The organism is Flavobacterium riviphilum (assembly GCF_055231795.1).
Map to the genome: position 1 here is coordinate 1 of NZ_JBUYSY010000005.1, position 22000 is coordinate 22000.

General features: G+C 36.7%; 22 protein-coding genes. 8 read left to right on the plus strand and 14 right to left on the minus strand.

Annotated elements, in window-relative coordinates; genetic code table 11:
• Positions 1-430 precede the first annotated feature (430 nt).
• Genes udk through scpA form a run of 4 tightly spaced genes read left to right on the plus strand, consistent with a single transcriptional unit; the run spans position 431 to position 4932 of the window.
• Positions 431-1039: a uridine kinase gene (gene udk, locus ACZIX2_RS06895; protein WP_463339357.1), complete on the plus strand. Its 609-nt coding sequence runs from the start codon at positions 431-433 to the stop codon at positions 1037-1039.
• Positions 1040-1057: 18 nt separating this feature from the next.
• The gene (locus ACZIX2_RS06900; protein ID WP_463339358.1) at positions 1058-1387 is read left to right on the plus strand and encodes an FtsB family cell division protein; all 330 of its coding nucleotides are present in this window, start codon (positions 1058-1060) and stop codon (positions 1385-1387) included.
• A 12-nt stretch (positions 1388-1399) separates the two neighbouring features.
• A complete protein-coding gene (locus tag ACZIX2_RS06905) occupies positions 1400-2767 on the plus strand; it encodes a methylmalonyl-CoA mutase subunit beta (RefSeq protein ID WP_463339359.1) in 1368 nt (455 codons plus the stop codon).
• 38 nt (positions 2768-2805) lie between these two features.
• Complete coding sequence (gene scpA / locus ACZIX2_RS06910) at positions 2806-4932, plus strand: methylmalonyl-CoA mutase (RefSeq protein ID WP_463339360.1); 2127 nt, start codon at positions 2806-2808, stop codon at positions 4930-4932.
• A gap of 70 nt (positions 4933-5002) precedes the next feature.
• On the opposite strand, the gene ACZIX2_RS06915 is transcribed toward scpA, so the two are convergent.
• The 5 genes from ACZIX2_RS06915 to dapF all read right to left on the minus strand — a co-directional run bounded on the left by ACZIX2_RS06915 (position 5003) and on the right by dapF (position 9023).
• Positions 5003-5662 carry a peptidoglycan-binding protein LysM gene (locus tag ACZIX2_RS06915; RefSeq protein ID WP_463339361.1) on the minus strand — a complete coding sequence of 220 codons (660 nt, stop codon included), beginning with the start codon at positions 5660-5662 and terminating at the stop codon, positions 5003-5005.
• 71 nt (positions 5663-5733) lie between these two features.
• Positions 5734-6651: a DUF2279 domain-containing protein gene (locus ACZIX2_RS06920; RefSeq protein ID WP_463339362.1), complete on the minus strand. Its 918-nt coding sequence runs from the start codon at positions 6649-6651 to the stop codon at positions 5734-5736.
• 1 nt (position 6652) lies between these two features.
• Positions 6653-7684 (minus strand): endolytic transglycosylase MltG, encoded by a 1032-nt coding sequence (gene mltG / locus ACZIX2_RS06925; RefSeq protein ID WP_463339363.1) that lies wholly within the window; start codon positions 7682-7684, stop codon positions 6653-6655.
• Between the two features lie 10 nt (positions 7685-7694).
• Positions 7695-8228, minus strand: a complete 534-nt coding sequence (locus ACZIX2_RS06930) for a GNAT family N-acetyltransferase (protein WP_463339364.1) — start codon at positions 8226-8228, stop codon at positions 7695-7697.
• A gap of 12 nt (positions 8229-8240) precedes the next feature.
• Entirely contained in the window at positions 8241-9023 is a 783-nt protein-coding gene (gene dapF / locus ACZIX2_RS06935) for a diaminopimelate epimerase (protein ID WP_463339365.1), read from the minus strand.
• Between the two features lie 135 nt (positions 9024-9158).
• Between dapF and ACZIX2_RS06940 the strand changes: the two genes are divergently transcribed.
• Both ACZIX2_RS06940 and ACZIX2_RS06945 read left to right on the plus strand, forming a co-directional pair.
• The gene (locus ACZIX2_RS06940) at positions 9159-10559 is read left to right on the plus strand and encodes a S1C family serine protease (RefSeq protein WP_463339366.1); all 1401 of its coding nucleotides are present in this window, start codon (positions 9159-9161) and stop codon (positions 10557-10559) included.
• A 285-nt stretch (positions 10560-10844) separates the two neighbouring features.
• Positions 10845-12293, plus strand: a complete 1449-nt coding sequence (locus ACZIX2_RS06945) for a glyceraldehyde-3-phosphate dehydrogenase (RefSeq protein WP_463339367.1) — start codon at positions 10845-10847, stop codon at positions 12291-12293.
• A 216-nt stretch (positions 12294-12509) separates the two neighbouring features.
• Here ACZIX2_RS06945 and ACZIX2_RS06950 read toward each other — a convergent pair whose 3' ends face one another.
• The gene (locus tag ACZIX2_RS06950; protein ID WP_463339368.1) at positions 12510-12968 is read right to left on the minus strand and encodes an Lrp/AsnC family transcriptional regulator; all 459 of its coding nucleotides are present in this window, start codon (positions 12966-12968) and stop codon (positions 12510-12512) included.
• A 203-nt stretch (positions 12969-13171) separates the two neighbouring features.
• Here ACZIX2_RS06950 and ald point away from each other — a divergent pair, with 203 nt between their 5' ends.
• Positions 13172-14302: an alanine dehydrogenase gene (ald, locus tag ACZIX2_RS06955; RefSeq protein ID WP_463339369.1), complete on the plus strand. Its 1131-nt coding sequence runs from the start codon at positions 13172-13174 to the stop codon at positions 14300-14302.
• Positions 14303-14398: 96 nt separating this feature from the next.
• Positions 14399-14599, plus strand: coding sequence for a hypothetical protein (locus ACZIX2_RS06960; protein ID WP_463339370.1), 201 nt, complete (start codon positions 14399-14401; stop codon positions 14597-14599).
• Between the two features lie 107 nt (positions 14600-14706).
• On the opposite strand, the gene ACZIX2_RS06965 is transcribed toward ACZIX2_RS06960, so the two are convergent.
• The 8 genes from ACZIX2_RS06965 to ACZIX2_RS07000 all read right to left on the minus strand — a co-directional run bounded on the left by ACZIX2_RS06965 (position 14707) and on the right by ACZIX2_RS07000 (position 22000).
• On the minus strand, positions 14707-15282 hold the full coding sequence (locus ACZIX2_RS06965; RefSeq protein WP_463339371.1) for a hypothetical protein: 576 nt from the start codon (positions 15280-15282) through the stop codon (positions 14707-14709).
• 119 nt (positions 15283-15401) lie between these two features.
• Entirely contained in the window at positions 15402-16043 is a 642-nt protein-coding gene (locus ACZIX2_RS06970) for a hypothetical protein (protein ID WP_463339372.1), read from the minus strand.
• Positions 16044-16303: 260 nt separating this feature from the next.
• Positions 16304-16894, minus strand: a complete 591-nt coding sequence (locus tag ACZIX2_RS06975) for a hypothetical protein (RefSeq protein WP_463339373.1) — start codon at positions 16892-16894, stop codon at positions 16304-16306.
• A 60-nt stretch (positions 16895-16954) separates the two neighbouring features.
• The gene (locus ACZIX2_RS06980; protein ID WP_463339374.1) at positions 16955-17686 is read right to left on the minus strand and encodes a hypothetical protein; all 732 of its coding nucleotides are present in this window, start codon (positions 17684-17686) and stop codon (positions 16955-16957) included.
• A 289-nt stretch (positions 17687-17975) separates the two neighbouring features.
• Positions 17976-19397: an SDR family oxidoreductase gene (locus ACZIX2_RS06985; protein ID WP_463339375.1), complete on the minus strand. Its 1422-nt coding sequence runs from the start codon at positions 19395-19397 to the stop codon at positions 17976-17978.
• 129 nt (positions 19398-19526) lie between these two features.
• On the minus strand, positions 19527-20210 hold the full coding sequence (locus tag ACZIX2_RS06990; protein WP_463339518.1) for an SDR family NAD(P)-dependent oxidoreductase: 684 nt from the start codon (positions 20208-20210) through the stop codon (positions 19527-19529).
• A gap of 6 nt (positions 20211-20216) precedes the next feature.
• Complete coding sequence (locus tag ACZIX2_RS06995) at positions 20217-20501, minus strand: TIGR03643 family protein (RefSeq protein WP_463339376.1); 285 nt, start codon at positions 20499-20501, stop codon at positions 20217-20219.
• 14 nt (positions 20502-20515) lie between these two features.
• A complete protein-coding gene (locus ACZIX2_RS07000) occupies positions 20516-22000 on the minus strand; it encodes an FAD-binding domain-containing protein (RefSeq protein ID WP_463339377.1) in 1485 nt (494 codons plus the stop codon).

The following is a 22000-nucleotide window of genomic DNA, read 5'->3' on the forward strand; positions in this document are numbered from 1 at the left end:
GTTTTTATATTCGGCATGCTAACATGGATGACACTTGAAATTATTTACGATTGGGAAGGCACAAAAAAAAGTTTTATTGAAGGATGGCAAGCCGCTGAAACCAATCAAAAATAAAATAACATCAAACCTGTTGTCCATCTTAACAGGTTTGTTTGTATTTACCTATAAAAAACCTGTCAAAAAGTGCTTTTTTGAAATAAAAGTCACATACTCCACTTTAGTTTCACTACAAACTTCGGTACTCTATAACAAAGAATACCACTCCACCAGGGGCTAAAAGGCAAAAATTGACCTTCTCGTAATCATCACAAAAAAAGCCTAAACACACCAAAATAGATAGTAGAACAATCCTTAAAAAATAGTCTCTAAAAAGAAATTCGTATCTCTTTAAATTCTTATTTTTGTATCAAAGATTCAAAACAAAAATATCATGCTCATTATTGGAATTGCTGGAGGAACGGGATGTGGAAAAACAACGGTTGTTCATCAAATTATGAATCAGTTACCTGATGCCGAAGTTGGCATTATTTCTCAAGATTCATACTATCGTGAAAACAAAAACATGAGCTACGAAGAGCGCGCTAATATCAATTTTGATCATCCTAGAGCGATAGACTTCGAATTGCTAGTAACCCATCTCAATGCATTAAAAAAAGGAGAAATCATCCACCAACCGGTTTACTCTTTTGTAAAACACAATCGAACGGATGATACAGTAATTACCCATCCACGAAAAGTAATGATTGTGGAAGGAATTTTAATTTTCACCAACCCAGAATTGAGAGATTTATTTGACATCAAAATATTTGTTCATGCCGACTCTGACGAACGTTTGATTCGAAGAGTACGAAGAGATATTACCGAAAGAGGTCGTGACATGGAAGAAGTTTTAAGTAGGTACCAACACACTCTTAAACCCATGCATGAACAATTTATTGAACCTACCAAAGCGTATGCCGATATCATAATTCCGAATGACAAATTCAACACCGTTGCTATTGATGTGGTTCGGGCTGTAATCAATCAAAGAATCCTTTAATTCCTTGTATAAAAACCTATGACAAATCCCTATAAAGAAAAAAAATGGTTTCAGTTACTGAGCAATAAATACATTTGGATCAGTGTGTTTTTTGTCATTTGGATGACCTTTTTAGACAATTATTCGTTTTTTGACCATCAGGAGTTGGATAAAGAAATTGAGAAACTAGAAGAAAATAAAAAATACTATCAAGAGGAAATTAAAAAAGACCAACAGAGCATTCAACAATTAAAAAATTCTGAACAAATTGAAAAATACGCTCGTGAAAAATATTTTATGAAAAAAGAAAATGAAGATATTTATATTATAGAATTCGAAAACGATAGCCTAACTGACCCATTACCTTAAACCAAATACATTATGGCCCAAAACTTGTTTGAAGATTTCCTTCCTGTTTCAGCCAAACAGTGGAAACAAAAAATTCAATATGAACTCAAAGGTGCCGATTACAACCAAACCGTGATTTGGAATACAGCCGAAGACATTCAAATCAAACCCTTTTACAATTCAGAAGACAGTAGTAATCCGCTACAAACCCACAAACCAACCTCTGGATTTTCGATTTGTCAAAATATTTTTGTCCACGACTTGAACAAATCTATCACTCGAGCTCAAGACGCTTTGAATCGAGGGGCAACTAGCCTTTGTTTTACTATTGAAAACGAGACCTTAGATGTGGAAAAATTGCTCAACTCCCTTCCTTTACAAAACATCGTCGTCTATTTTCATTTTCAATTTTTATCAATCGATTTCGTTAAAAGAATTGAGGCTATTGCCAAAATAAACCAAGCCCGCATTTATTGTAAAATTGACCCAATAGGTCACTTAGCCAAAGACGGAAATTGGCTCAATACTTCTGAAAAAAACAATTTTGAAACATTAGAAAAGATCTTTCACTCCACAGAAGCCCTGTCTATTTTAAGTATCGATGGCAGTCTGTATCAAAATGCTGGTGCAACTATTGTACAAGAATTAGCGTATGTTATAGCTCATTTCAACGAGTATTACCACCATGTAACTAGTTTAAAAAACAGCGTAGTCTTTAACATGGCAATTGGTAGCAATTATTTTTTTGAAATTGCAAAATTCAGAGCACTCAGGATACTTTTTGACACATTACAACAAGAATATGGTTCAAAAATAGACTTTCATCTTTTGGCCACTCCTTCCAAAAGAAACAAAACAATTTATGATTACAACGTAAACATGCTTCGAACCACTACAGAATGCATGAGTGCGATTTTGGGTGGAGCCGACACCATTGCGAATTTACCATACGATGTCTTATTTCACAAAGACAATGAATTTGGTGATCGTATTGCGCGAAATCAATTGTTGATTTTGAAAGAAGAAGCTTATTTTGACAAAGTCAACAATCCGGCTGATGGAAGTTATTACATAGAAAGCATCACACAACAACTGGCAGAAAAAGCCTTGCAATTGTTTAAAGAGATCGAAAAAAATGGAGGTTTTTTAAAGTTACTTCAAGAGGGAATTATTCAAAAAAAGATACATGAAAGTGCTGATAAGGCTCAAGAAACATTTGACACTGGTAAAAATGTATTGGTGGGCACCAACAAGTACCCTAACAAAAACGATCAAATGAAGAATGATTTACAACTCTACCCCTTTGTAAAAATTAAACCCAGAAAAACACTTATTACTCCCATCATTGAAAAACGTTTAGCGGAAAAATCCGAACAAGAGCGTCTCAATTTAGAGCAATAACAATTCATTTAAACAGCAATGCTTATAACTTTTTCGCCATGAAAAGAAAAGATATCCAACAGTTACAAATAACTCCTTCGGAAAAAGAAGATCCAAATTCCATCGGTCCTTCTTTCATTGCGGCTGAAGGCATAGAGATTCCCGAATTTTTTACAAAACAACACTTGAAAAACCTAAGCCATTTGGACTTTGGAGCGGGTTTTTCGCCTAATCTTCGCGGGCCATATGCCACAATGTACGTGCGCAGACCTTGGACAATCCGTCAGTATGCTGGTTTTTCAACCGCCGAAGAAAGCAATGCTTTTTACAGACGAAATCTGGCGGCTGGGCAAAAAGGACTATCTATTGCCTTTGATTTGCCTACACACCGTGGTTACGATTCAGATCATGAAAGAGTAGTTGGCGATGTAGGAAAAGCAGGTGTAGCCATAGATACCGTAGAAGACATGAAAGTGTTGTTCCAGCAAATTCCGTTAGACGAAATGTCGGTTTCCATGACCATGAATGGCGCCGTTTTGCCAATTATGGCGTTTTACATTGTGGCTGCTGAGGAACAAGGTGTGCGTCCTGAACAGCTCTCTGGTACCATTCAGAATGACATCTTGAAGGAATTTATGGTTCGAAACACCTACATTTACCCCCCTACTCCTTCGATGAAAATAATTGCTGATATTTTTGAATACACCAGCAAGAAAATGCCTAAATTCAACTCCATTTCAATTTCAGGTTACCACATGCAAGAAGCTGGAGCAACTGCCGATATTGAACTTGCCTATACCTTGGCCGATGGTTTAGAATACATTCGAACCGGTTTAGCCACCGGTATGTCTATTGATGATTTTGCACCTAGATTGTCTTTCTTTTGGGCCATTGGAATGAATCATTTTATGGAAATTGCTAAAATGAGAGCAGGCAGAATGTTGTGGGCCAAATTATTAAAACAGTTTAATCCACAAGATGAAAAATCATTAGCCTTACGAACTCATTGTCAAACCTCTGGATGGAGTTTAACCGAGCAAGATCCCTTTAACAATGTAGCTAGAACTACCATAGAAGCTGCAGCCGCTGCTTTTGGAGGAACACAATCGTTACATACCAACGCCTTGGATGAAGCCATTGCCCTGCCAACTGATTTTTCTGCACGTATCGCAAGAAACACACAAATCTATTTACAAGAAGAAACGCTTATCACCAAGACAGTAGACCCTTGGGGAGGTAGTTATTATGTAGAATACCTTACCAACGAAATAGCCGAAAAAGCATGGCAACTCATTCAAGAAGTTGAAGCATTAGGCGGAATGACCAAAGCCATTGAAGCAGGTATTCCCAAATTAAGAATTGAAGAAGCAGCTGCTAGAAAACAAGCACGTATAGATAGTGGACAAGATCGAATCATAGGAGTGAATCAATTCCGTCTCGAAAAAGAAGATCCATTACAAATTCTAGATGTTGACAACCAAATGGTGAGACTACAACAAATTGAACGCTTAAAAGAGATTAAAAACAAAAGAAATAATATTGCCGTTCAGCAAGCCCTTGCCTTATTAACCGAATGTGCCGAAACTAAGAAAGGTAATTTACTCGAATTGGCTGTAAATGCAGCAAGAGCAAGAGCAACTTTAGGCGAAATTAGCGATGCCTTAGAAAAAATATACGGAAGACATAAAGCCCAAATTAAATCTTTTAGCGGTGTGTATAGTAAAGAAATAAAAAACGATGCCTCCTTTGAAAAAGCCAAAGCTTTGGCCAACACATTTGCCAAACAAGAAGGCAGAAGACCTCGAATCATGATTGCCAAAATGGGACAAGACGGTCATGACAGAGGCGCAAAAGTTGTAGCTACAGGTTATGCCGATGTTGGATTTGATGTGGATATAGGTCCATTGTTTCAAACACCAGAAGAAGCAGCCAAACAAGCTGTCGAAAACGACGTACATGTTTTAGGCGTTTCCTCTTTGGCCGCTGGACATAAAACACTTGTCCCCAAAGTCATTGAAGAATTGAAAAAACATGGCCGAGAAGACATCATGGTAATTGTTGGAGGTGTGATTCCTGTTCAGGATTATCAATTTCTATTTGACGCAGGAGCGGTTGCCATTTTTGGCCCTGGAACCAAAATTAGCGAAGCAGCTATTAGTATTTTAGAAATTTTAATTGGAGAATAAATCCAACCTACACATTTAAAATAAAAAAAAAGCCATGAACGATCATGGCTTTTTTACATAATTAACTAATCTAATTAGAATGCACAGTTGCATTACTTTTTGCTACAATAACCGAAGTATCATAACCTCCAAATGCTTTAAGATAACTTCTAAGCGAAGTACCAAAGGCATCACGGAAATACCTTTTCCCATTGTATTTAAAAAATTTCTTAACCGAACCTGCTCCAGCTAAATGTGCCGCAGCCAAAATACCTGATTCTGTTACTAAAATCCCATCTATTATACTTCCTTCATGTTTTTCGATAACAGATTTTAATAAATGTTTGTTTTTAGACAATAGGGCTATAAAAGCTTTTTCTTGTAATTCCGGATTGTTTAAAAATTTCTTTGGACTGTGCACACCAACTTCACGAAGTGTTTCCACACCAAATTGATATTTCCCTAAATACCCAAGCGAATTAACGGTTTTATATCTACCTCTTGATTCTTTATGGGCAACGGCTTCCTTAAAAGCAACAAATAAATTATTAGTAAAGGGAATGTCTGATTCAGACGTCTCATTCAAAGCAAATGCGGTTTGCATTGTGTCTTCAACTACCAAAGAAACCTTTGGACTTAGGCTCTTTTTATCGTTCTTAAAACTTAAGCTCATAAAGGTAACTATCCCAATAAGGCTTGCAAAAAAATACCATTTCCTCCTCATAAATTGATTTTCTTCACCAACTGTCACTTAGTGAAATTTCTATGTGCAAATTTACCCCCTTTAAATAAATTAACTGAATATCAGCACGTTAAAAAAAATCAAAAATAAACATAATACGCTTTAAAGCCTGATTTGGTGCTGTATGAGAGCGTAGGTGCGGGAAATTTTAGGGTGTTAAATAGCGAAAAAAGGGTCTTTATCGTAGAATTTTTAGTAGGTATTTTCGTTAAATCTATATCAAAAGAAAGATAAAACTGTCGTTGTCTTGCAAAAATTGGGTCGAAATTGCTATCTGTAAGACCTGTATAGGGTCGAATCATTCCATCGGCACCATACCCCAACGCAACATTCAACCATTTTGGAAGGATTTTAGATTGATAAAACGAGGCAAGATTGATGGACATCCAATACGTTTGACCATTATAATCTTTCAATAATTGTTCGGCAAAACTACTCCCTAGCTGATGGCCATTCCATTTCGCATAAGAAGTGGGATGAAAAGAAAATTTGGGCACAATGCGTTGTTCTTGCCAAAGTAATTCTTGAGAAACAAACAAAGCTGTTCCCAAACCATTGGCCAAAATATCTCCTGGTGAAGCACCCCATTGTTTCGAAAAACCATCCATCACTTCAACAACCGAAAGAAATGCAAATCCTAAGGTTGCACCATAAATCAATTGGTCTTTTTTGGAAACTCCGCTCCAATGCAACACTTCGGCCCCCATTCTCCCTATTTGATACGATGAATACAAATGTCCCATTTTGTCCATTTGCAACCATTCATTAGAATCATTTATGAAATGAAAATTGGACTGTGGGTAATCGGCATACCAAAGTTGATGAAGTCCCACCAAAGTAGCACCTCCAAGAGCAGCCTTTGCAAACACAACCTTATTACGCCTTGAAACATCAAGGGAATCAGAAGGGGTAAAAAACGATTTTGGAGCTTCCTGCGACCAAAGGTTACAAGCGCTCCAAAATAAAAATATAATTCGTAATAAATGGTGTATCCCCATTTTATCGGTTTACCCCTTGACTGTTAATCCAATCAGAATATTTTTTAGCATTTACATTATGTGCGGCTAAAGTCTCTGCAAACTCATGGTACCCAAATCGATCTACACTCGCACAAAAGTAAATGTATTGATGCTGCTCTGGTGATAAAACAGCTTCGATGGCCGTGATATCTGGCATAGCAATAGGTCCTGGAGGCAATCCAATATTTTTATAGGTATTGTAAGGTGAATTCAAAAACAAATCGTTGTATAAAACGCGTTTTATCACTTGATTGAAATCGTTGCTTTTTTCTTTGAGTGCAAAAATCACAGTCGGGTCTGCTTGCAAGGGCATTTGTTGTTTCATTCGGTTCAAATACACTCCTGCGATACGTGGTCTTTCGTCTTTTTTTACAGATTCTTTATGCACGATAGAAGCCAAGATCGTAGCGGTAATTGGAGTCAATCCTTGTTTTGCCGCTTGCTTTACTCTTTGATCATTCCAAAAAGCATGGTATTCTTTGATCATTTTTTTGCGGAAATCTTGTGCAGAAATATTCCAATATACCTCATAAGTATTAGGAATAAACATAACAAAAACATTTTTTTCAGTAAAACCATTTAGTTTAAGGAATAAAGAATCTTTAAAAGTAGCTAAAAGTGTCAAGCTATCCGGTTCAATTTGCGAAGCTACTCTACCTGCAAAATTTTCCAAACGCTCTTGATTGTTAAACGACAAGCGCACCGGGTCATTTTGGCGCATAGCCTTTATTAATTGATAGGTATTCATCCCTTTTTTTAATAAAAAACGTCCAGGCTTTACGTTTTCAGGATAACTTGTTTTGGATGCAATGGTTTTGAAACGATCCAAATTGGCAACATTGGGTGTCAACAATTTTAAAACATCGTCATAGTTTGCTCCTGTAGGTACATAAACATAGACTTTCTCTTCGCTAAATTTGGTATTAGCACTAAAGAGTTGGTAACTAAAATAGGCTACAACTAATGCCGCCACTGTAGCTACTCCTGTTGCAATGATTTTCTTAAGATTCAAAATAAAAAAATTAAAATTTGTGATTAATCAATTGAAAAATAGCTTCGTCTTTATAAACACCATTGACCAGCAACCAATCTTTTTTGACGCCAATTTTTTCGAAGCCAAATTTAGTAAAAAGTGCTATACTTGCTGAATTATCTACACCAATATTTGCGTAAAGTTGGTGCAAATTAAGATCATAAAATGCATAACGAATTATAAGCTCAAGCGCCTCAGAACCAATTAACTGATTTCTTTGGTCTACAGATTGAATAACAATTCCCACTCCAGCTTTATGATTTTTGGGATCAAACTCGAACAAATCTATCAAACCTAGGGCCGGAAAATCCTGCTGCTGACAAATGGCCAATCGCAATTGTTTGGCTTCATAAATATCTTGATGCGCGTTTTCTAAATATTGTCTAATTAAAAAACGACTGTAGGGCGTTTGTGTATTGCTCACTTCCCAAATACTTTGGTCGTTTTCCATCACATAGACAAATTCCAAATCATTGGGCTCTAATGCTCTCAGATAAATGTTTTTTCCGTGTAAGGTATTCATAAACTAATGAAATTAAATTTCAATTTGCCCATGAAACACCAATTGAGCAGGCCCCTTCAAAAAAACATTGGAATACTTTTGATCGAAAACATCAAATGCCACCTCCAATACACCACCTTCCACTGGCAACGTTAAAGCTGTTGCCTTGGTCTTTCCTGTAGCATGCATAGCAATGGCAACAGCAGTAACTCCAGTGCCGCAAGCCAAAGTTTCGTCCTCTACCCCACGCTCATATGTACGAACAGCAAAGGTGGTTTCGTCAATAGGTTGAACAAAATTGATATTACTACCGGCCTTTCCGTACAATTCGCTATAACGCAAAGCTGCCCCTTTTTCTTTAACGGGGTAATTTTTCAAATCTTCTACCAGTTGCACATGATGAGGAGAACCTGTATTAAGAAACACATAGTCAGGTGTAATTTTTATTTCATGAACATCAATCATTTGAAGCGAAACAATTCCATCAGCCGCAACAGTAGCATGATGTACACCATCGGTAGCGATAAATGTTGTCACTTGATCAATGACATTCAATTGTTTTGCAAAAGCTACTAAGCATCGACCTCCGTTACCACACATCGAACTTTCGTTGCCATCTGCATTATAGTAAACCATTTTAAAATCGTGTTCGGAATCATTCTCTAACAAGATTAAACCGTCGGCTCCAATTCCAAAGCGACGATCGCACAACTTTTCAATTAATGCCACATCTTCTTTTGGAAAAAACAAGCTTCGATTATCTATCATCACAAAATCATTTCCCGTGCCTTGATATTTATAAAAATCAATTGTCATTTTCTTTATTTTTAGGCTACAAAAGTACGATTTTAAATGAAAAGTTAAACAATGTTAAAGTGAGTTAAACTCTTTTTACAAAATGGATTATCCTGTATTTTTGTAACTAAATAACTAATAAAACTAAATTGTATTATGAGAAAATATTCATCTTTATTCTTGGTTTCATTACTAAGTGGTGCAACTACCTTAGGGGCCTACAAACTATTATTTGACGAAAATGGAATTTTCGCTTCACGCTCCAAAAGCATTGTAAGCGTAGCCCCTGAAAATTATTCTAAAAATGTAGGATTAGCTGCCGAAGCGGTAGATTTTACCGAAGCAGCCGAAAAAACCGTACATACAGTAGTGCACGTAAAAAATGTATCTAGAAAAATGGTGAGCAATCCTATATTAGAGTATTTTTATGGTTATGGCGGAGGACAACAACAAGAACAAGTGGGAACGGGTTCTGGAGTTATCATTTCCGAAGACGGGTATATCGTGACCAATAACCACGTAATTAAAGACGCAACCGAACTCGAAATTACCCTTAATAACAAAAAAACATATCCTGCAAAACTAATTGGTACCGATTCCAAAATGGACATCGCTTTGTTAAAAATCAATGCCGATGAAAAATTGCCCTACACGGTATTTGCCAATTCTGATTCGGTAAAAATTGGCGAATGGGTTTTGGCAGTTGGTAATCCCTACAATTTAAACTCAACGGTTACCGCTGGAATTGTTTCGGCTAAAGCTAGAAATCTAGATGCCCGTGGGATTCAATCTTTTATTCAAACGGATGCTGCAGTTAATCCCGGAAACAGTGGTGGAGCCTTGGTTAATACTCGAGGTGAGTTAATCGGTATTAACACCATGATTTCTTCTCCAACAGGAAGCTATACTGGATATTCATTTGCAGTGCCTTCTAACAATGCCCGAAAAATCATTGAAGACCTGATGGAATTCGGAAATGTGCAACGAGGGATTCTAGGCGTTGAAGGAGGCGAATTGAACAGTAAAGCCTCTAAACAATTGGGTGTAAACGAAACCGAAGGATTTTACATCAACAAAGTAACCAAAAATTCGGGCGCAGAAAAAGCTGGTTTACAAAAAGGAGATATAATTGTCAAAATTGACAATCAAAACATCGCCACTTTTGCTGATTTATCTGGCTATATCAATACCAAACGCCCCAATGACAAAGTACAGGTAAATTATATTCGCGATGGCAAAAACAAAACCGTAGCCGTAACTTTGAGCAAAAACGAATATTTTAGTTCCGAATTCAGAGGTATCGAAGTAGAGAACATTGATGCTGCCGACAAAAAGAAATTCAAAATTGATTCCGGTGTAAAAATCAAAGCCATTACCAACGAACGCTACTTGCCTTATGCTGAAGAATTGCAAGGTAGCATTATCCTTAGCATTGATAATCTCAAGGCCACAAATGTGGAAACCGTTTCTAGAATCATGAAAAACAAAGAAGAACAACAAAGTATTCGTATAGAAATGATCAATAAAAATGGAGAAATTTTTAGAATCATTATCTAATGTAACTAGCACTTACCACCGCTAGCACTCATTTGAACCAATCTTAATTTTAGTTTTATACAACCCTTTCAAAGTAATTCGCTTTGAAAGGGTTTATTTTTTTAAAATCATCACCATTCTGCTTCAACGACTAAACATAAAATTCAATTTGTCGCTTTTTTTTAAAAAAACCATAATAATACATTTTTAACTAAAAAAGAACAAATTTATTTTACGAAATCGATTGAAATAAAATACTTTTGCACAATATTTAAAAAACACAACTTTTATTTACTAACAACCAAAATGAACACAACTAAAATTTACGAAAAAGAAGTCAAAATTCAAACCAAGAAAAGACGCTCCGGAGTAGAACTCATTAAAACCATAAGCGATTTGTGGTACGACAAATCCATCGAACTGGTCTTGTTTAGAAATCATCTCATTGACCGTAACGTGAGTGAAATTATCAACTTACACGATTATGCTGGAGAATTTGTAGGCAAACCGATTTCCATTTCCGATTCAGCAAACATTGCCAGTATCATTCTTTCTTTAGATTTACCTCCCGCAAAAATTGATATTGGAAAATTGACTTACGAATATGGATTACTTCAAGACCAATATCCTGACGCACGTCATTTTGTTATCCATCAATTGAAAGAAGCAAAGTTTACCGAAGAAATCCAACCCAAAGATGTTGTGCTTTATGGTTTTGGAAGAATTGGACGTTTGCTAGCCAGAGAGTTGATGTCCAAAACAGGGAAAGGCAATCAAATGCGTTTGCGAGCCATTGTTACTCGAGACAAAAATGACGCGATAAGTTTAGAAAAAAGAGCCTCGTTACTTCGTTACGATTCTATACACGGCGATTTTAACGGATCGGTTGTAGCCGATATAAAAAACAACGCCTTAATTATTAACGGCACCACGGTACATATTATAACTGCCAATGCCCCTGAAGATATTGACTATACAAAATATGGCATTAATCAAGCATTAGTTATTGACAATACCGGCGCTTTTACTACTGAAGATGCACTAAAAAGACACTTAACTTCAAAAGGAACCGATAAAGTCTTGCTAACGGCTCCAGGCAAAGGGGTCCCTAATATTGTACACGGAGTAAATCATAACGATTACAACCCAGACGAAGTGTCCATTTTTTCGGCCGCATCATGTACTACCAATGCCATTACTCCAATTCTCAAAGCGATTGAAGATACTTTGGGAGTCGTAAAAGGACATTTAGAAACTATTCATGCCTATACCAACGATCAGAATTTGGTAGACAACATGCACAAAAAATACCGTCGTGGTAGAGCCGCAGCCTTAAACATGGTTATTACCGAAACAGGTGCTGGTAGCGCAGTAGCCAAAGCTTTACCGTCATTAGAAGGAAAACTAACTTCAAACGCCATTCGAGTTCCTGTTCCAAATGGTTCCTTAGTGGTTTTGAATCTGGAAGTCAACACCGCAACTTCTGTTGAAGGCATCAACAATATCATGAAAAAATACGCTTTAGAAGGCGAATTGGTAGAACAAATCAAATACTCCTTAAACAACGAATTGGTTTCATCAGATATTGTAGGAACAACTGCTCCATCAATTTATGATAGCAATGCTACTATAGTTTCTAAAGACGGAAAAAACATCGTGCTTTATATTTGGTACGACAACGAGTACGGCTACAGCCAGCAAGTAATTCGATTGGCCAAATACATTTCGAAAGTTAGACGTTATACGTATTATTAATAGACAAATACCAACGTTAATTATAATTCAACAAACCATCAAGAGGCAACTTTTGATGGTTTTTTTTAAAATCATATTTTGAGAAAGTAGCACTTTTAGCACCCGCAGCGCATTTAACCGCAAGACTCGCAAAGATTACGCAAAATTCTCAAAGACTTAAACAATAAACTACAAACAACAAACTATAAACAACAAACTATAAACAACAAACAATTTTTAAATCGGTAACACCGTGGTACTTTTCACTTCCGAAATAATAAAAAAACTATTGATCAAGGTCACTTCAGGCAAAACCGAAAGTTTCTTTTGATGAAAATGATGGTAGCTTTCCATATCCGGCAATACCACTTTGAGTAAATAATCAAAACTACCCGAAATAAAATTACACTCCACAACTTCGGGCAAATTCCGAATCGCTTCATTAAAAGCTTCCGAAATATCAAAAGTTTGTTTCACCAAGGTCACTTGGCAATAAACGGTGAGATTTTTGCCTAACTTCTTTTTATTCAACACCGTGACATACTTCTCTATAACCCCTTCTTTCTCAAGACGTTTCACTCGATCATGCACCGGTGTAAGAGACAAGTTAATTTGATTGGCAATATCTTTTAACGTCAAATGTGCGTTGGATTGCAAAAGACGTAAAATTTTTCTGTCAGTTTCATCAATATTCATAGTTCCAGAAGGATTAAGATAGACCCCTTTTTTAGATAAATTTTCTTTAAGGAAACAAAAAAACGTTTGCGTAAAGAAAAAATTTATGCTAATATAATCAATAAAAATAATTTTTTCCTATTTTAAATTGATATGCAAAAACATTTTCTTTTTAAGATACTTTTATACCATAAAAATCAAACCCACAATTAAATCAAAATCATATGATAATCGGAGTTCCAAAAGAAATCAAAAACAATGAAAACCGTGTAGCCTTAACACCTGCTGGCGTAGCCGAATTTAAAAAACAAGGACATACCGTATATGTGCAAGCTAGTGCCGGAGTAAATTCTGGATTTAGCGATCAAGCATACGAAGCAGCAGGAGCACAATTGTTACCTACTATCGAAGCGGTTTATGATATTGCCGAAATGATTATTAAAGTAAAAGAGCCTATCGCTTCTGAATATCCTTTGATTAAAAAAGACCAATTATTATTCACCTATTTCCACTTTGCTTCTTCTGAGCCGTTAACACACGCTATGTTAGAGCGCGGAGCCGTTTGTTTGGCATACGAAACGGTAGAAAAAGCAGATCGTAGTTTGCCTTTATTGGTGCCAATGTCGGAAGTAGCAGGACGTATGTCTATCCAAGAAGGAGCTAAATATTTAGAAAAACCAATGCAAGGAAAAGGAATCCTTTTGGGTGGTGTACCAGGAGTTCCTCCAGCAAACGTAGTAGTTTTAGGTGGTGGAATCGTAGGAACTCAAGCTGCAAGAATGGCCGCTGGATTCGGTGCCAAAGTAACCATTATGGACGTAAGCTTACCACGTTTAAGATACTTAGCCGATGTAATGCCAGCTAACGTAGTAACTCAAATGTCAAATCATTACAACATTTGCGAAGCGATCAAAACTGCCGATTTAGTAATTGGTGGTGTATTGATTCCAGGAGCCAAAGCGCCTCACTTAATCACTCGCGATATGCTAAAATTAATGAGCCCTGGAACCGTAGTAGTAGACGTAGCCGTAGACCAAGGAGGTTGTATCGAGACTTGTAAACCAACCACTCACGAAGACCCAACGTTCATCATCGATGATATTGTTCACTATTGTGTGGCTAATATGCCAGGTGCGGTGCCTTACACTTCAACTTTGGCGTTGACCAATGCGACTTTGCCTTACGCATTACAATTGGCCAACAAAGGATGGAGAAAAGCCTGCGAAGAAAACAAAGAATTAAAATTAGGATTGAACGTAGCCAACGGAAAAGTAGTATACCGTGGCGTTGCAGAAGCTTGGAACTTGCCGCTACACGAAGTAGAAAGCGTGCTAGCCGAAGAAGCGGTTTGCTAATACCTTGCAGTTAATACCAATAACTTATTTAAAATAGTCCATTTTGTCAGTTCGAGCGCAGTCGAGAACCCACGTTACATCTCGACTGCGCTCGATATGACAAGAATACAATTTGACTATATTGAAATAGTATTGGTTATAAAACACAAAATCCGTCCAGTTGCAAAACCAGACGGATTTTTTTATGCTTATTTGGGAGCGGAAAGAATAGGCTTTTTTGTGGTCATCGTCCTGCTCTCCGCTATATCTTTGCTTTTTAACCCAAAAAGCAAAGGATGCCGCTGCGATCAGGGCTAAAAGCTGAGAAATGGCTTTCTTGGAGGCATTTATACAGAAACACTTGAATAAAGATTAATCTCCTATCCCATTAAACAAGAGACTTGAAAAAAGCTACTTTCTTTAGGCTAATCCAACGGGAAAGAATAACCAAAGGCAAAAGCACCATTAAATTGCTCAGCAGCATCGTGAATATAATAGGTAAATGCAATATCAAAATTATGTTTACGCCCTAGAGCCAAACCAAAACTTAAAGGCACATGCATCAAAACGCCGCTTTTTTTAATATTAAATTCTGGTGTAATTGTTTTGAAGGAACCCAGAGAAGCCCCTAGACCCAATTCAAAATAAGGTGCCACCCAAGGAATTGGCACTGCCAACCGAGCTTTTCCTCCTAGAAAAAAAGCCTTTGAAGTAACCTGAAAATCTTCTGGAAATTGTAGGTCGGTGTTGTCATCTGGAGAGGTAAATACAAGACCTGCATAGGGTCTTATTCCGAACCACTTAGTTATATTGTGCACATACTCTCCTTGCGCATAAAACCCAGAACCACTAACACCGATATCTGAGTTAGGAAAGCTATACCCAATACCCAACGCAGCATTAAGATAGCGCCCCGGTCGCAATTGCGCTTGGGACGAAAAAGAAAAAAATAAAAAGGCGAATGCCAATAGGACTCGTGTGGGAAAAAACAAAAACTTCATTTTGAGTTGAATTCTAGAGATGGGGTTACTATATTTATTGATTTTTTTGTGGGCGCTATAGACATAAGCGGGATGCTCGCACTATCTAGCATACAACATCAAATACAAATTTCAATTCGTTAGTATGGACTTTTTGCTGTTATGGCATTTGCAGGCAATTGAAACTCTTTGCTATCCAACTTCATAACTTTCACTTCTGTTGCAAGGCTAGTCATTGTAAATTGTGCATTGTCCACCACTGATTTTAAGGGTAACGATTTTGCAACTTTTAAGTATTCGTACCAGTTTCCATAGAGATGTCCTGCGAACAATGAAACATCTACCCCAAGATTTGAATTGAAGTAATATTTTTGTATGCCACTTTTACAAGTCAGAACCATTTCATCGCATTGGTAACCAAGAATTTCTGTTACACCCTTGTTTACTTCTACTTTTAAAACCTCATCCGAGTTAGATGCTCCATCATTCCAAAAAATAGTTTCAGAATTTGAGAATTTATTGTAAAGTTTATTGTCTTTATTGATGTAAAGCTGCCATTGGAACATTGTCCCATTAACACTTGATTTGTAGTCCCCATCTTTAATGATGTAGGTCTGAGTTGAACCCAGCATTGAAGTAAATTGTTCACTGCTTACGTTTGGAAGCTTACTAACGTAGGTGTTTTGGTAAACGATTTTACCTTGAAAATTTTGTCCGAAAACTGCTGCTGTTAGAACAGTCAGCATTATTGTCAATAGTTTTTTGATTGAGTTGTATGACATTTTACTTGTTGTTTTTAATTTAGGTTTGATTATACATAACTTCATAGCAGATACCCTACTATTATTCACATTTACTACCTTTTTCTTTGTTATGACTACGACTAATGATTTGGAAAGGGATCAAGTTTTGCACGAGCGGGTCGCTTACGCAGGCAGTGGGAAAAGAATAAAAACTTCATTTTAAGCGATTCTAAAGAATCAATGTAAACATAAAGACTTACTTATCTCAAAAACTTGACAGTACAAACAAAACCTATACTCTACAAGGTATATCCTATTCGAAGTGAAAAATCAGGTGTATGTTGTAGTCGGTTTTGACCAACCCCATCCACACTTTGAGCCGTACCATTAAAATAGTATGGTTTTAAAAACACCACTCTAAATCCATATCCAACCGCTGCTTCATATGTTATATGTTTTCCTAGTGCGCGTTTAATTCCCCAAGTTGGAATAATAGATAAGTCGGCTGTTTTAGTAACTTTTTCGTCTAAATTAATCACAAACCAATCAGGATGATAACTCGATTTTAGAGAGAGATAATTACCACTATTTTTAGCTATTGGTTTCCCTTCAGAACTTCTTTTGTCTAAATTGTAATAATATCTGGGTTCCAAAGTGATCACAGGTTGCAATATAAAACCGGCGCCATCATAATGATCACCTAGAGCTACATCATATTCTAAACCAATTTCGGTTCTCAAAGCTAAACTATTGGTTAAACGAGACTCATTGTGTAGCCACACACCCGCAAACCCAGTTTGAACTCCAAAAATAGATTTTTCCACACTTGCAGACTGAGAATAACCGCTTAGACAAAGCGCTAAAATAACAACATTTACTATATACTTCATTTTCCTAATTATTTATAAAATTTAATATTAACACCTCCAACAAATTCTGAGAAAATAAATTTATTTCATTTCAACAAATTCTTTCATACCCATGTAGTTCTCAATGATATTCATTTCAGGGCGACCTATTACAACCCCCATTTTTACAGCACATCTCACAAAATATTCTTTCCCTTTTTCAATATTGATAGTTACCTGCTCTTTGATTTCTAAAACACCATATAAAGTTTGAGAACCGAATTTTTGCGTTTTATAAATAAACTTTTCTCCGTTTCTTAATCTTCCCACAATAGAATCCTTGCTGTCCTTAATTTTATACCCTAAAAGCGATCCAAATGGAGAACTTGGTCTGTAAAAATGAATCAGAGCATAATCCGCATTTTCTGGAAGCCTTGATTTGTTTTTTGCTTTACGTATTTCCAATATCTTAGCCAAAGCATCGTTGTCCATGTTTCGATACATTTTAGCTTTCATCCTAAAACAAGTACTTCCAAGAGCACTCGGTTTTTTGATTTGAATAATTTGAATAATGTTTGCTCCAGCATCTCTAGCTGAAGTTGTTGCATCAGATAATACTTTATTAAAGCCACAATCGGTAGTAAAACCAGAATCCCCAATTTTGACATCACCAATAAATTCTGATTTATCAGGTAAAACATCGGTTTTTTCTAATACTATAACTTGATTTTCATCGCTAAGTTTTTGATAATTTTTTGATACTAACTTTGTAGAAACACTTGTTGAACAACTAACCAATAATAACAACGATGCTAAACAACATAACTTTTTCATATTTAAACACTAATAATGAATACTTTAATCAATAAAACAAAACCCTTATATTTAGAAAAATTTATTAACTTTTCACTTACCAAATATATTCCTTTTCGAATTGAAAACATAAAAAAATTCTGAATTATTTTTTCACAATAAAACAGTAAAAAAAAGCTTTAGAGAGACTCAAACCGTTTCCTCTTGTTAATAGCAACACATAAAAAAATCCGTCTAGCAGCACTACCAGACGGATCTTTTTATGTATTATATTATTTTTTGAATGGCTCAAAACAGCCGCATCAAAAGCTTACTTTTTAATGAGTTTATTAATCATCCCCTCAAAGATAAAACCGTGAAAAGGCAATACGGAGTACCAATACAATTTGCCCCAAAAACCATGAGGACGAAAGGTAGCCGCTTGATATAAAGTAGAGTTGATAATTTTAAATTCGAGCCAGGCTTCTCCGGGTACTTTCATTTCGGCATACAAAATGAGTTTGCCCTCTTTTTTGTTGGCATACAATACCCGCCAAAAATCCAACACATCGCCTGAATGAATTTTTCGTTGGTTGGTTCTTCCTCGACGCAGTCCTACCCCACCCACGAGTTTATCCAAAAACCCTCGGATTTCCCACAACCAATCGCCATAATACCAACCGTTGTCGCCACCTATTGACCAAATCCGGTCTATCGTATACTTCCGATTGATGATTTCTTTTTTTCTACGATCAATAAAACAGTTTTTCTTAGGAATTTTCATGTAATCTGATAAGTTTCCTGAAAATTGACCGCTTACCATGGCATCCTTCCAACTCGACACTATTTCATCATTATCGGTTTTAATCAACGCTTTGGCAACTGCCTCCTCATACCCCATGGGTTGCAAATTCAATATGGCATTGATGCGATTGTCTTTGCAAATCACCTCTACTTTCATGCTACTCACTAGCGCTGTTGCTAATTTGTATGAAGTAGAAGTCACAAAATACAACCAATACGAAGACAATTTTGGCGTCATTACCGGTACAGTATAAATGTAGCGTTTCAGCCCAGCGGCTTTGGCATACCCCAAAAGCATTTCTTTGTAGGTAAGTATATCTGGCCCACCAATATCAAAACTTTGATCGTAGGTTTCAGGGAGGTGCAAACTTTTGGTCAAAATAGTCAAGACATCGGCAATGGCAATGGGCTGACAGCGAGTATTGAGCCATTTGGGCGTAATCATAATTGGAAGTTTGGTAACCAAATCGCGTATGATATCAAATGAAGCACTTCCGGAACCAACAATTATCCCCGCTCGGAATGTGGTAATGGCATACAATCCGGATGTAAGTACTTCTTCTACGGCTTTTCTGGAAGCCAAATGTTTTGACAACTCGGTATCATTTACAATACCACTCAAATAAATCACTTGTTTGATTCGCGTTTGATTCATCCGATCCACAAAATTCATTGCTGAGGCACGCTCGAGTTGATCATAATTTTTATCAGCTCCAGACATGGAATGTATCAAATAATACGCTGCATCAATCTCATTGGGTATAGCCACCAAACTTTCTTGTTTCAAAAAATCAACTTCTATGACCTGTACATGAGGCGCAAGAGCGGGATCCAAATACAACCGATCCTTGTCTCGCACACAGCATATCACTTTATGCCCTTGATTGACCAACAAAGGAAGCAATCTTTTGCCCACATAACCCGTAGCACCTGTTAATAATACATTCATAACAATAGAATTTGAGGTAAAACGTTACTTAAATAACTACAAAAAAGACGATAATTCAAATAAAATCGACAGAATCAAATATATTATCGATAAAACCACTTCTAACATAACAATACAAACACTTAAATGTTAAATTTTAAAACTTACAATTCCATAGTCCATAGCAAAAATTTGTCCTGAAATGGATTGTGCTTCGTCCGAAACTAAAAAATGAGCCAGCTGCGCCACTTCTTCAGGTTTTAAATAGGCTTTCATAGGGTGACGTTCCACCATATTTTCTTTCATTCGATCATTTCTCAAAATTGTTCCCGCTAGAGTGGTATCGGTAATGGTGGGCGCAATCGCATTGATACGCACTACCGAAGCTAATTCTGCCCCCAACGATTTAACCAAGCCCTCAACGGCTGCCTTGGCCGAGGCTACACTGGCATGAAACGGCATCCCGAGTTTAGTTGCCACCGAACTGAAAAGCAATACAGAAGGAGATTGACCTTTTTTTAATAGCGGCAAATATTTCTGTATGGCTTTGACGGCTCCAATGACGTTAATTTCGAAATCGTTTCTAAAATCTTGTTCACTCAAACTACCAATAGGTTTCAGATTGATAGACCCCGGACAATAGATCAAGGTATCTACTTGCTCAATTTCCGGAAGGGGGTCTTTCAAAATATCCACCGAAAAATGAGTCAAATTTGGATGTGTCAAATCGGGAGCTGTTCTGCTAATATTAAAAACACGATTAGACGCCAACTCGTGCAGTAGAATTGCGCTGCCAATTCCTTTACTACCGCCTACTATTACTATATTTTTCATCATTTCTTAACGTTTAGAAATTTTATTATTCGTGATTTGTCGTTGAAGGCTGCATTTGAATCGGCCCAATTTAAAATCTCGTAACTTTTCGTGTTTGGTGTTTCTTCCATGCACTCTACTACGCCAAAGTTTGAAACTACTGAGTCGCAAATGGGTTCTCATAAGTTGAATCACTTTTTGCTCGTTCAATCCAAATTGACGGTGAATCGCTTCAAATGGGGTACGATCTTCCCAAGCCATTTCTATGACTCTGTCTATTTCAATATCTTTCAATGTATCACTTTGGTTCATAGTATTCCTAGTATTTATTCAGTTGGATTCATTTCTACAAGACTGTGCAGTTTCAAAATTCGAGAAGATTCTTCAACTACAAGTGGCGATTTTTTCATTTTCCATAAATAATCGCTCGCGAATTTTCTGGTACGCTCTAAATTTACAATCGGTTTAGGATAATTTTTCCCTAATTCAAAATGGTGAAACTTTTGATCTAATACGGTCATTTTGTATGGCTCGTGAACAAAAGGTAAGGGCAAATCTTGTAACTCGGGCAACCATTGTTTCAGAAATGCACCATCAGGGTCATGCTCTAGACTATTCTTAGCCGGATTATAAATTCGCAATAAATTCACCCCTGTTTCACCCGCTTGCATTTGCAACTGTGGAAAATGGATTCCGGGTTCAAAATCTAAAAATTGTTGTGATAAATGCCGAGATGCAGCTTGCCAAGGTTGCCATAAATTAAGTGTAAAAAAAGAAACCAATAAGGCACGCATTCTGAAATTAAGATATCCAGTGGTATTCAAACATCGCATGGCGGCATCTACCATTGGAAATCCTGTTTGTCCGTTTTTCCATGCTTCAATATAGATAGGATTGATTTTTTTCTTCAACTCATGATATCCCTTATTGATACTTTCAAATTCCATGACCGATTCCATTTCAAATTTTTGTATGAAATGGGCTTGCCAATGTAATCTGGAGATAAAAGAATCTAATGCTTTTGGATTAGAACATGTTGGTTTAAAATACATCGCCTTTTGCCACACTTCTCTAACCGATAAATTGCCCCAAGACAAATAAGGAGACAAGCGACTACAGCCCCTGCGACCCAATAATGGTTTGGATATATGACGGTTGTAATTTACATAACGCTCTTGGAAAAACGTATTCAAATAGTTGTTGCCCATCACCGTACCCCCTTTTTGAAATATGGAATCAGGATAAGTTTCTAACGATACGCTCTCTAAGGAATTGGCTAAGGTTTCTAAATGTTCGGGAGACAGAAAAGAATTCGATTTGGGTAAAAATTCAAATAAAGGTGCATTCATATATTCCTGCCATTGTTCTTCCCAATGGTTGCGGTTTTGCAACCCTCTAAATATACCATTGTTAATATTCTCCACCCAATCGATTTGATTGTTTTTACAAAAACGTCTAAAGGCTTTATCGCGTTCATAGGTAATTCTAATGCCGGTCTCTTGATGAGAAAAAACTCTTTTAATACTATAATTTTCAAGTATTGTGTTGACAACTTGAATCACCTCACCTTCAACCGCTAATACTTCTGTGTTATAGGGTTTCAATTGTTCGTTGAGACAAACAATTGATTGCTTGATAAAATTCCAATGTCTTGCGCTATAATGCGGATCGTTTTGCAACGATTTTTCAAAAACATACAGTAATAGTGTTGGTATATCATATTGCAAAGCCCTATAAAGTGCCTCATTATCATGAAGACGAAGGTCTCTTTTGAACCAGACTATATTGATATGTTTTTTGCAAGTATTCAT

What these genes read in the sequence shown, in the direction of transcription:
- ACZIX2_RS06900 (WP_463339358.1), top strand. Translation starts at nt 1,058, where the DNA reads ATGACAAATCCCTATAAAGAAAAAAAATGGTTTCAGTTACTGAGCAAT.
- ACZIX2_RS06930 (WP_463339364.1), bottom strand. Translation starts at nt 8,228, where the DNA reads ATGAATACCTTACACGGAAAAAACATTTATCTGAGAGCATTAGAGCCC.
- ACZIX2_RS06965 (WP_463339371.1), bottom strand. Translation starts at nt 15,282, where the DNA reads ATGAAGTTTTTGTTTTTTCCCACACGAGTCCTATTGGCATTCGCCTTT.
- ACZIX2_RS06905 (WP_463339359.1), top strand. Translation starts at nt 1,400, where the DNA reads ATGGCCCAAAACTTGTTTGAAGATTTCCTTCCTGTTTCAGCCAAACAG.
- ACZIX2_RS06975 (WP_463339373.1), bottom strand. Translation starts at nt 16,894, where the DNA reads ATGAAGTATATAGTAAATGTTGTTATTTTAGCGCTTTGTCTAAGCGGT.
- ACZIX2_RS07000 (WP_463339377.1), bottom strand. Translation starts at nt 22,000, where the DNA reads ATGAATACTTGCAAAAAACATATCAATATAGTCTGGTTCAAAAGAGAC.
- ACZIX2_RS06960 (WP_463339370.1), top strand. Translation starts at nt 14,399, where the DNA reads ATGACAAGAATACAATTTGACTATATTGAAATAGTATTGGTTATAAAA.
- scpA (WP_463339360.1), top strand. Translation starts at nt 2,806, where the DNA reads ATGAAAAGAAAAGATATCCAACAGTTACAAATAACTCCTTCGGAAAAA.
- udk (WP_463339357.1), top strand. Translation starts at nt 431, where the DNA reads ATGCTCATTATTGGAATTGCTGGAGGAACGGGATGTGGAAAAACAACG.
- ACZIX2_RS06945 (WP_463339367.1), top strand. Translation starts at nt 10,845, where the DNA reads ATGAACACAACTAAAATTTACGAAAAAGAAGTCAAAATTCAAACCAAG.
- ACZIX2_RS06940 (WP_463339366.1), top strand. Translation starts at nt 9,159, where the DNA reads ATGAGAAAATATTCATCTTTATTCTTGGTTTCATTACTAAGTGGTGCA.
- ACZIX2_RS06980 (WP_463339374.1), bottom strand. Translation starts at nt 17,686, where the DNA reads ATGAAAAAGTTATGTTGTTTAGCATCGTTGTTATTATTGGTTAGTTGT.
- ACZIX2_RS06995 (WP_463339376.1), bottom strand. Translation starts at nt 20,501, where the DNA reads ATGAACCAAAGTGATACATTGAAAGATATTGAAATAGACAGAGTCATA.
- ACZIX2_RS06950 (WP_463339368.1), bottom strand. Translation starts at nt 12,968, where the DNA reads ATGAATATTGATGAAACTGACAGAAAAATTTTACGTCTTTTGCAATCC.
- ald (WP_463339369.1), top strand. Translation starts at nt 13,172, where the DNA reads ATGATAATCGGAGTTCCAAAAGAAATCAAAAACAATGAAAACCGTGTA.
- ACZIX2_RS06970 (WP_463339372.1), bottom strand. Translation starts at nt 16,043, where the DNA reads ATGTCATACAACTCAATCAAAAAACTATTGACAATAATGCTGACTGTT.
- ACZIX2_RS06920 (WP_463339362.1), bottom strand. Translation starts at nt 6,651, where the DNA reads ATGGGGATACACCATTTATTACGAATTATATTTTTATTTTGGAGCGCT.
- ACZIX2_RS06985 (WP_463339375.1), bottom strand. Translation starts at nt 19,397, where the DNA reads ATGAATGTATTATTAACAGGTGCTACGGGTTATGTGGGCAAAAGATTG.
- dapF (WP_463339365.1), bottom strand. Translation starts at nt 9,023, where the DNA reads ATGACAATTGATTTTTATAAATATCAAGGCACGGGAAATGATTTTGTG.
- ACZIX2_RS06990 (WP_463339518.1), bottom strand. Translation starts at nt 20,210, where the DNA reads ATGAAAAATATAGTAATAGTAGGCGGTAGTAAAGGAATTGGCAGCGCA.